Source organism: Thermostichus vulcanus str. 'Rupite', assembly GCF_022848905.1.
Classification (GTDB): Bacteria; Cyanobacteriota; Cyanobacteriia; order Thermostichales; family Thermostichaceae; genus Thermostichus; species Thermostichus vulcanus_A.
Genome location: NZ_JAFIRA010000025.1, coordinates 40506 through 50100, shown reverse-complemented (window position 1 = coordinate 50100; position 9595 = coordinate 40506). Strand labels below are relative to the sequence as shown.

The 9595-nt window shown below is 52.7% G+C and carries 8 protein-coding genes; all 8 read right to left on the bottom strand.

Features of this window, described 5'->3' with window-relative positions:
- Positions 1-134: 134 nt before the first annotated feature.
- The 8 genes from cas1e to JX360_RS10425 all read right to left on the bottom strand — a co-directional run bounded on the left by cas1e (position 135) and on the right by JX360_RS10425 (position 9404).
- Positions 135-1064, bottom strand: coding sequence for a type I-E CRISPR-associated endonuclease Cas1e (gene cas1e / locus JX360_RS10460; RefSeq protein ID WP_244350607.1), 930 nt, complete (start codon positions 1062-1064; stop codon positions 135-137).
- A 33-nt stretch (positions 1065-1097) separates the two neighbouring features.
- On the bottom strand, positions 1098-1715 hold the full coding sequence (gene cas6e / locus JX360_RS10455) for a type I-E CRISPR-associated protein Cas6/Cse3/CasE (protein WP_244350606.1): 618 nt from the start codon (positions 1713-1715) through the stop codon (positions 1098-1100).
- Complete coding sequence (gene cas5e, locus JX360_RS10450; protein WP_244350605.1) at positions 1697-2344, bottom strand: type I-E CRISPR-associated protein Cas5/CasD; 648 nt, start codon at positions 2342-2344, stop codon at positions 1697-1699. Before cas5e ends, cas6e begins: the two co-directional genes overlap by 19 nt.
- 1 nt (position 2345) lies before the next feature.
- The gene (gene cas7e, locus JX360_RS10445; protein ID WP_244350604.1) at positions 2346-3479 is read right to left on the bottom strand and encodes a type I-E CRISPR-associated protein Cas7/Cse4/CasC; all 1134 of its coding nucleotides are present in this window, start codon (positions 3477-3479) and stop codon (positions 2346-2348) included.
- A 103-nt stretch (positions 3480-3582) separates the two neighbouring features.
- Positions 3583-4119, bottom strand: coding sequence for a type I-E CRISPR-associated protein Cse2/CasB (casB, locus tag JX360_RS10440; RefSeq protein WP_244350603.1), 537 nt, complete (start codon positions 4117-4119; stop codon positions 3583-3585).
- A gap of 11 nt (positions 4120-4130) precedes the next feature.
- The gene (gene casA, locus JX360_RS10435; RefSeq protein WP_244350602.1) at positions 4131-5693 is read right to left on the bottom strand and encodes a type I-E CRISPR-associated protein Cse1/CasA; all 1563 of its coding nucleotides are present in this window, start codon (positions 5691-5693) and stop codon (positions 4131-4133) included.
- Between the two features lie 16 nt (positions 5694-5709).
- Entirely contained in the window at positions 5710-8433 is a 2724-nt protein-coding gene (gene cas3, locus JX360_RS10430) for a CRISPR-associated helicase Cas3' (RefSeq protein WP_244350601.1), read from the bottom strand.
- The gene (locus JX360_RS10425; protein WP_425244388.1) at positions 8430-9404 is read right to left on the bottom strand and encodes a helix-turn-helix transcriptional regulator; all 975 of its coding nucleotides are present in this window, start codon (positions 9402-9404) and stop codon (positions 8430-8432) included. Before JX360_RS10425 ends, cas3 begins: the two co-directional genes overlap by 4 nt.
- Between the last annotated feature and the right edge of the window lie 191 nt (positions 9405-9595).

The following is a 9595-nucleotide window of genomic DNA, read 5'->3' as shown; positions in this document are numbered from 1 at the left end:
GTTCTAACTCTACAAACTCTTGGATTTTGACTCCAGCAAGACCCAATAACTTATCAAGAGGAACCAATGTTCGTCATGGAACTCAGTATCTCATTATACTATCGACACCAAAATGTCAGGAGAGCCGACCACCATCAACCGGATCCCCCTTCCTGCATATCCTCGCCATAGCTTTGGCCCCCATCAACAGAGCCTCGTTTGTCATCCCACAAGCGACCTACTGGATCTGCCTCTTCTTTGATATTCTTTAGGCCCAAGATAGTATCCACATCCTCCACAATCCTTTGCATCAATTGCTGTTCGATAAATTTTTCTCGGCACAACTGCCGAGTTCTCGACTCAACATTCATTGGCGATTCAGATGCTGCCTCAAAAGCTGCTGGAATTGTTGTCTCTGTCTTGTAGAGATCTGCAACATCGTAGACAAAGGATAACGGTTTGCCTGTATGAATAAATCCTAAAGCCGTTGAATAGCCCACCGCATGCAACGCAGCCTGACAGACTGAATACAGACACGCATTAGCCGCAGACAAAGCCCGATTGATGGGATCAGAATCCTCCCATTTACTTAGCTTATAATCTCGCCCTTTCCACTCCACACCGGTCTCTTTGCGTAGACGGCTATAGGTCGTGCGTACCCGCACCCCCTCCAGCCCCCGGATCTGTTGAAGCGTCAAGCCCTCCTCCAGAGGCTCGGCAAACCGAAACAGATACATCCGCCGCACCACAGCCAAATGTTGAACCGGATCCGCCCACAATTTCGCCTGGTGATAAAGTCGTTCCACACTGCTGGAGGGATGGGATCCCTTGGCATAAAACCGTAGTCCATCTTCACCAACCCACTGTACCGAACAAGAACTATCCGCCAGATTCTTGATCGCGGCATGGGTGATCACACTGCCAGGGCCAAGCATTAATGTCGTCAAACTGGCACAAGGAATCACATAGCGCCCCTGCTCCTGCAAAACCGCAATTGCTTTGGCATCCTGTTCAATGCGGCATCGCTCCACATAGACATAGCTAATACTGTCCCGAATCTTCGGGATACTGCGTAATGAAGACATGGTCAATCTCCAGACTAAGGTTGGCCGAGTTCTCTACATCCGTGCTAGGGACAATAACCCACAGCCATACGACCGTCCCCGCCCAATTCCCTGTTGCACCGCCTTAACAAGAGCCGTTGGTTCCACCACTTGCAAGACCCCTTCAAACAAAACAGTATGGATCCGAATGGGAGCTTGATCATTTTTTTTCTTTGCAAACACATTGGCCGATGGGATCGCATCCACTGACATCAAAGAAAAGCCATAGTTCTTCCCCTTGCGAGCTAGCCAAGCCAATTGATCCTCGCGCCGATAGAAACCCACTATTTTATGGGTTTGCTTATCTCTTTTGCTGGGATTTGCCCTCAGCCGAAACTGAAATAACTGTCCTTCTCTCCATCTAGCAGGGTTCAAGTCAAACCGCTTAACCTTTACATTGCACTCAAGATATCTGTCGGGCAGACAAGACCAATCTGGCTCAATGGCAGATTGCACCAAAACTTTGTAGCTATCAGGCTCCTGACGATAGAGAATATGCCAGTCTGAGCGAGGAGTTTCTGTGGGCTGATCTGGAAACCCATTCATAATTCGTTGGTGGAAAGCATGAGCATTACTTAAATCTCGATAAACCTGCGGCAGTCGCTCATTGAGAATTAGCTGGGAAAGGTACATATCACCTCCGGCACATTAAAGTATTGAGTTGTCACCGCACGACGACCAAAGCGGCGATTCTGCCAATCCAACGGCACATCCTGACGAATATCGGTGCCATCCTGCACTTCCATCACAAAACGGAGCTGAGAGGGAGGATCTTTACGTCCGCGATGCTCATAGGCTCGGTGGCACAAGGCATCTAGTAAAGGTAAATCAACCACTCCCACCCGAATGGGATGACTGGGAATGAAACTTTTTCGGCCTAAGAATAGCTGCCAGCGGGGTTGTTCTAGAGCTTGATCCAACTGCTGTAACAAGCCTAGCTCACCCTCTAGGCCCACCAGATAATCTGCATCCGCTACGTAATAGCGTTCGCTTAAGGTAGTACTGGCTTTATTCTTGTCCCGGATGTTGTCTTGGATGGTGTGGTAGTCCCGTTGCAGGATCCCTTCTTTGTTGACCCGCACCCCCATCTTGAGGGCAGCCAAGTCAGCCACAGGATCCCAGCGGGGCCGACCGAGAGCAGCACAGAGGATCCCTATCACCGCAGATTTAGTGGGTTCGCGGCGGCTATCCCGGTGCCCAAACTGACTGTGGTCACCCCAGCTCATCATCGGTGCCCGCAGCCGCATCAAGAGAGTTGGCATTTTATTTCCCTCCATTGATGAGAGCTGCTTCCAGAGCTTCTTTTAGCAGCGCATCTACCGATTCCTTTAGCACAGGGGCAAGGCTTTCAAGCTGTTTTGCCAGCGTTGTACGGGTGACGATGCCCTTATATTTCACACCCATTTCACCATACATTTTGGTCAGGTCAGTCCAGTGAACATCAAGCGCCTTAACTGCATTTTCAAGCAAGCTTTTGCCTCCCTTAGGTGCAACCGGCTCTTCAAAAGCATCCACTAAAGAGATGGGCTGTCCTTGCCGCACCACCGCCATGACTGCTGCCGGTCGTGTGTGAGCCGCAAAGCCATTTTGATGCCCAGATGGAATGGCATGAATAAACGCCTCGGCAAAGGCTTTCACAATGGATCCCAGATGCTCGGTTCCGCCCAAATTGCGAGCCAATTGCTCAGTATCGAGGGTAGCGAAGCGGTAATAGGTGGAGCTGTTGTAGCCAGTTTCTCCCATATGGTCAGCTCCGGTATCTTCACTGCTGCCCAGATCATCCACAGCCGTAAAGAAATCGAACTCCTGTTGCAAGGTGTTGACGCTAATGGCATGGGCCATTTGCACAGCAGCATCCACATTCACCGTGGGCAATGAAGCCATCATGCGGCCAAAGAGGGCGACATCACCGGGTTTACCCGTTTCGATTAAAGCCTTTTGGATAGTCTTTGCAATCTCCGTGGGAAACTCTGGCTTATCCCCGGATAGGCCAGGTTCGATAGCGGTCCAGTTTTTGGTCAAGATGTTGGCCATTGCATCAAGTTCTGTTCTTCCCAAAAACACAATCGTTTTGGCTTCTTGTTTATCGTTGAACTCGAGCTTGAGTCCTTCCTGCAAAGCGAGTCGAGCAGCGATCTCAGCCTGTTCAGCAGGGATCCCTGCCTTAACTAGGTTAGATTTCAACTGTGGGATCCAGTTGCGAGACCGATCGGCAAATTGGGCAGGGTCGAGGTCAGCATAGTCTTGATAAAACTTTCTCACCGCCCGCTTTTGACACTGGCTAGAGATGCGGGCACGCGGACGACCACCAAAAACGGTGGATTTAGGCATACCATTTTCATCCCGGTTCAAATTGGCGGGGGGGAAGCTTTGGATCAAATGGAGTTCGAGTTGCATGGTAATTTCCTCAAATTGGGTTAGGTGAATAAAGCCAGACTCATCTTCATTGCTCTTGCCCTGTTCATATCCTTTCAGGCATGGCTGGTAAATCTCAACAGTTTCATGGTTTAACCTCGTTAAGCGGTGTTGCCCCCCAAAATGTCTTAGCCCACTGGTCTTGGATAAATTGATCGGGATGATCCCAGAAACAGAGATCGGCAATGAGTTGGGGATAGTAGACGGGGATTTTCTTGTCCTTTTTACTTTTGATCAACCGTACCAACGCTGTGATTGGCGATTGAATATCGACCAAATCTGTATCCAGCAGGGATCGAAATCGTCGCTCTACTCCCTTGGATGCACTGCTGTTGTGTAAATCCAAGCAACTTTGGGCAAAACTGCGGGGGGTAGGCTCTTTTTCTTGAGCGTGGTAGGTAGATAAACACGCCACAAAGATCCAAATATCCTGTTGCCACTCGTGGATGCCTGCCAAATAGGGCAGTGTAAAGGGATAAACTTTACGAAGATGGTGGTGTTCACCGGAGAGTGCCCGTTTGAAGGTTGCTCTGGCACCAGTATCATTTTTGATGCGATCGCGAATCGCCTGTAGGAATTTTGTTTCTCGCTCTAGTCGAGGTGGGGTCTGGGTTGTGGTCATGAACCAAGCTCCTATTGGGCAACGGCTTGTTTTTTCTTGGTGTTTTTCTTGGCGGCAGCTTTTGCTTTTTTGGCCTCCTTCTCCTCTGGGCTGGCTCGCAAATCTGCAAGTTTCCACTCCAGGGTGCGGAGAGCAACGGCTCTAGCCTTGTAGTTGCGAATGGACTCAATCGACTCGGTAAAGGCTCCCCGAGCGGCGGTTTGGACGGTTTGAGTCCAGGCGGGAAGTTCCTTAAACCCATAACGGATGATGCCATCAGCTCCCGTCTGCTTATCCTGGGGCAGGGCGTTAAGCAGCTCAGGAAAAGCACGATCTAACCTGGCCCAGTAGCGGGATTCCCCATCCAAGGCATTGGCAAGACTACCAGGATCCCCGTTCTTGAGAGCCTCTGCCAGGGCAAAGTAGGGGCTACCTCGAGAGGAGCGGAAGATTTGTTGGTGGTCTTCGGCGATTGTGATCGCAATCTTCAATGTTTGAGCCAAGTCCCCATCAGTCACATACTGAATCGGGGCCGAAAAATGCTCCCAACTCCAGCCCAGGGGCTTAGCCTTATCAGCGCTGAGGCCAGAGACTTGGAAAGTTACGACATCATCAACTAGGTCTTCAGATTTCAGGTCAGCCAGCCAATCGACAATGCGGGGCCGATGTTGCTTTTCTGCCGTCAACAGAAAGCTATCAGCATCGCGCCAAAGCTGTTTACTCAGGGACAGGCGCACGGGCTTATCGTCCCGGTAGGCGACTCCACATTCCCACTGTTGGGGAGATACTTTATCCGGCAGGGAGTGACCCATCGTAATTGCCAACTGGCTCACCTGATCACCCTCTGGAAAGAGTCGCAACCGCCGCCAGGGAAAGGTGAGGTAGCTGATATAGCCTTCTGGTATTGTCTTCTTCGGTTTGCCACCATAGCTTGTTTCCCAGGCAGGTAAATCCTCTCCTGAAACCACACTGGGCACCTCAGAAGCTGGGTCATAGCACATCAAGTTCAGCAGAAGGGTCTGCTTCAAAGTGCTGCCCCGCACCAGCACATTGGCAACATTGATAGTGGGAGTATTGACGGCTGAACGATTGCCGCTGGTTTGCCCAACATAGAACGCTCTCAGGCTAGTGATATCCACGCCTTGGAGTCGCACTAGTAAACGAGCCGCTTGGGCCAGCGAAAGGCTGTAGCCACTCCACTCGTGTTCATGGGAGAACACCTCAGAAGTGCTCATGGTATGGATGGCATAGATAGGAACTGCTTTCTCCAGAGGCAAGTCGGGATCCTGCATAAAAGGGTGCTCAGGATGGAGCAAGTCGAAGCGATCCCGTTGGAGTCCCAGATATGTGATCGCTTTCTGTCCGTTGTCCTCAAAGATTTCTTCCCAGTGGTCAGCATTGCGTGGCCCTTGATAGGCCCGATGGAGAATTGCCAGTAGAAAGCGGTAGAGAGCCAATGTAGTCGGTGGATTATCCGCCTGGAGCTCCCGCAGGGTTTCCCAGGTTTGGAAGAGCTGAGTCAGGGATACCTCCTGGATTTGGAAGTCCTGGGTAATCACTGGGATCCAGGGCTGGTTCAGCAAATTAAATGACATCTGTCAATCGTCTCCTTCAATCGTTCACGTCTTTCTCGATCACAACCCCCAACAAGGGATCCAGCGTCAGCCGCCAATCCCCCACCCTTGCCATGCCCTGGTCATCAACCTCCACACAACGGCAATTCCGTAGCAATGCCGATGTCCAATTGTTCGGGTTCTCTTGGGCCGACAAGCTTTGGACGACCTCTCGTTTGGAGATGCGAGTGCTGTGGGCCAGCAGTTTGCGGATCAAAGCCAGATCGGGACGGGCATTAAGGTTGACCTGTTCTTGGGATCCTGGAAACACCAATCCAGCCGCAGTGCGCTGCAAAAAGATGGTAGCCACAGAGGGATCCCCCAGCCGGGTAGCGGCGGCAATTGCGCTTTCGTCGTCCTCCTTTTTCAGATAGGTGAACTGGTCTGGCTGGATATCTCCATGGGGCGGTGGGATCTTCACCCGATTGGCTTGGGCTTGTTTTGCTTCAGCCTCTTCGGTCTTGTACTTCTCCAGGGAGTTTGCCCAATCCTCGGCATGAACCGGCTCTAAATCTTCAGGGATAGGCATATCCAGGTCATACACCGACTCGATCAACGCATCCATCTCTTCAGGCAGTTGCACCTGGGGACGCTGCCGCAGAGTAAGCCAGCTTCTGAGCAAAATATGACGGTCGTAGATACAGCCACTCTCTTGAAAGTCAGCCTTGCCCTGGTCATTGAAAGAGGGATCCACAATCCACAAATGAGGAGACTCCAACCCTGGAGGCCGCTTATCCCGAACGTGGCGATGCAGCCGCCCAGAGCGTTGAAGCAACAGATCAATGGGAGCCAAATCGCTAATCATTAGATCAAAGTCCACATCCAGGCTTTGCTCGATGACCTGGGTAGCCACCAGCACAAAGCGTTGGGGCCGATGCTCATCCCCTTTGCCAAATAGCCGCAAACAATCGGCCTCAATCCTCTCCCGGTCTTTGAATAGAAAGCGACCATGGAAGAGTCCAAGTTCTTCCGAGGAAAAGAACGCTTGCAACCGTTGGTACACTGCCTGGGCGCGGTTCACCGTAGAGCAAATGACGGCTACACAGCCGCCGGAGTCCTTGAGCACCTGAGAGAGAGCTACAGGCCAGTTATCATCTTGAATCCAGTGAATGCCCAACTGCCGACACACATGATCCGAGGCAGAAAAGGATCGGGCTACGGCTGTCCCATTGGCAAAGGCCGTCATGCGAGGGTAGGGAGCCTCTGGTAAAGGCGGAACGGGTTGGTTACACCCAGTCGCGTAGGCGGTCAATAAGCGCTGGCGGGTACTGGCGGGCAACGTGGCCGAGAGGGCAATCACCGGAGAACCTAGCACCGCGGCCCATTCTAGAAACCGCTCTAGGAGCGTGCTGGTGTACAAGTCGTAGGCGTGAATCTCATCCAGGATGATCGTGCGCCCTGCTAAGCCAAAGAGCCGGACAAATTGATGGCGCGATCGCACCACCCCCATCAAACCTTGATCCAATGTCCCCACCCCATAGGGACTCAACAGCGTGCGCTTGCGAGCCGTATGCCATTCACTGGCAAAAACCCCTCGCCCCTCCTCGTCGTAAACCTGATCCAGTCGACAGACGGTTTCTTGATAGTCCCCTTTCAGAGCAGCGGCTCCGTGGCTGAGGGTGAGATTCACCACCTCATCGGCATAACGTTTTTGCAGAAACGCTCTGACTCGCTCAAACATGGCGTTGCTAGTTGCTTGAGTCGGTAAGCCGATATAGAAGCCCCCCGCACCCGTTTGGTGTTGTAGATGATCCGCCAGGTAGAGCGCCGCTTCGGTTTTGCCCTCCCCCATCGAGGCTTCCACCATTACCAGACAGGGAGGTATTAGGCTCTCAGTGAGCTGTACTGCCGCAGATTGCAGAGGCCGAAGCTTGGTAATGAAATCAAAAAGTTTGGAGAAGGGGAGCGGATGCCCGGTGGTGGGGCGTTGCCAGCCCTGGGTCTTGAGAGCGTGCTTTGCTTTGTCAGCCAGCCCTGTCTGATAAGTCTCAAACGGTTCATCGTTGGCGTAGGGAAAACTATCAGAATTGGAGGCTATCCAGTCAGATACCGTCGTTAACCCTGCCAAAATCATGGCGGCGGCGTTGTCACACTGACTGGGTAAATCCTCAGCAGTGAGTTGCACAAAGGACTGAAGTTGCTGAAAGATTCTGAGGCTGTGCTGTCGCCAGACGCTACGCTCATCGGTACCTGCGATCGCGCTATCCAGCTCATCAATCTCTGGCTGAGCAGGGAAGAACCCATGGTGCCCACCAACGATAGTGCCCAGTTTCCGTGCCAATCGCTTGGCTTGACGCTTAGACAACTCTCGACCAACTCCAAGGGTCACCAGAAAATCGGGCAATGTGGCCGCAGTCACCAATCCGTGAGGGGCATTTTGGGATCTGCGACGTTCCGAGGGCAAGGAAGCCCATCCGTCATACAGACCTGCCCCCACCAAGGCTTTTCCCACATCACTGACCTGAAACTGAAAGGCAGGACTGACCTTGCCTAGGTCATGGCTCCCCGCCATGAACCCGCAGAAGCGCACTAGAGACTCGCCATCAGGTAATCCTAAGCCTTCGGCAAGATGCTGGCGGGCAATGGGGCTGAGGTGCGATCGCACAATCTCCATTGCCACTGCTGCGGTATCCGCTAAGTGACAAATCACCGGATGGTACTTGGGCTGACCGTTTTCAAACTCTGCCTTGCCCGTCTTCGCCCAAAATCTTGGCTGGTTCATTGCCCTTCCTCCCGCTGATACTGAGCCTGCATTCCTTCAACCTCATCCCGCACCATCGCTACTAATTGCGGTGGCCCCAGCACCCTCGCCCCCTTGCCATAAAACAACACCCACCGCTTCACCTCATTGAGCCCCCGCACCACCAGGTGTAACCTCAGGGATCCATCGGGATGTTCCTCAATCTGTTGAGTAGGATGCCAGCGCCGCTCCCGAATGTAGGGAGCCGTAGCCGGATTAAACTCAATCACCACCTCCTGAGGGATCCCGCCCACCTCATGTTGAAAGGCCGACTCCAAATGCGCCTCCCGGTCAAAGTTGGGATTCACCTCAAATCGCTCCTCCAACAGCTTGATCTCCCGGATCCGGTCGATCCGAAACCAGCGGGGCTCTCCCCTCAAGTGACACCAGCCCGTCACATAGGGATTACTGCGCGAGAAATGCAACACATAGGGATCCAGCTCCCGCTCAGAGATGGGCTTACCCGGAGTGGCATAGCGTATCCACACCCGCCGCTGCTGCTGACACGCCTGCTCCAACACCTGCCAGATGTGAGGATCCAGATCCAACTCGGCTCCCACCCGAAACAGGATGCGCTCCTGGGCCAACTGTTGCAGATCCACCCAAGCTTGCTCCGGGATCCGCTCCGCCAACTGGTCAATGGCCGACTGAAGCTGAGAACGATAGGCCGAACCGGCATAGGCTTCCAGCATCCTGGCTCCCAGCGTCAGGGCAAACAGCTCCCCTTGTGTCAGCCGAATTGACGGCAACCGCCAGTCCGGATCCGTGTAGTGATACCCTACTTTCCGGTTCGTTTGAATCGGCGCTTGAAAGCGGTCTTTCAAGAAATCAATATCCGCCCGCACCGTCCGTTCGCTGACCTCCAAAGCCTGAGCCAGCATAGTGGCCGTCTGCTTTTGCCCAGAGCGGAGAAGCATATCCAGTTTCAAAACTCGTTCTAACTGGCGTAGCATTGCTTACTTTAATGAAGATGAGTGCATTCTAGACAACTCACCCGGCAAAAATGCTTCCGACTTCTCAAAGATTTGCCAAAGATTGAATTTTTTTGCTGACTTCTATTTTGCGAAAGCCGAAGAGTCCCATCCTCTGGCTCCAATTCCCAGAAGGGTGGAATAATCGTCCTCCCATCTAATGATTGCGGGCC